Here is a 248-nt window from a genome sequence, read left to right as displayed (position 1 = left end):
CCCCCCCCCCCCCCCCCCCCCCCCCCCCCCCCCCCCCCCCCCCCCCCCCCCCCCCCCCCCCCCCCCCCCCCCCCCCCCCCCCCCCCCCCCCCCCCCCCCCCCCCCCCCCCCCCCCCCCCCCCCCCGCCCCCCCCCCCCCCCCCCCCCCCCCCCCCCCCCCCCCCCCCCCCCCCCCCCCCCCCCCCCCCCCCCCCCCCCCCCCCCCCCCCCCCCCCCCCCCCCCCCCCCCCCCCCCCCCCCCCCCCCCC

At 100.0% G+C, this 248-nt stretch carries 1 protein-coding gene; it reads left to right on the top strand.

The genetic code is table 11. The features are described 5' to 3' along the window. On the top strand, window positions 1-248 hold a 248-nt coding region (locus QMX80_RS19330), incomplete at both ends, for a hypothetical protein (protein WP_191046887.1).

The sequence above is a fragment of the Stenotrophomonas sp. PS02297 genome (assembly GCF_029959705.1).
GTDB classification, from domain to species: Bacteria; Pseudomonadota; Gammaproteobacteria; order Xanthomonadales; family Xanthomonadaceae; genus Stenotrophomonas; species Stenotrophomonas nitritireducens.
This window is presented reverse-complemented; position numbering and strand designations above follow the sequence as displayed.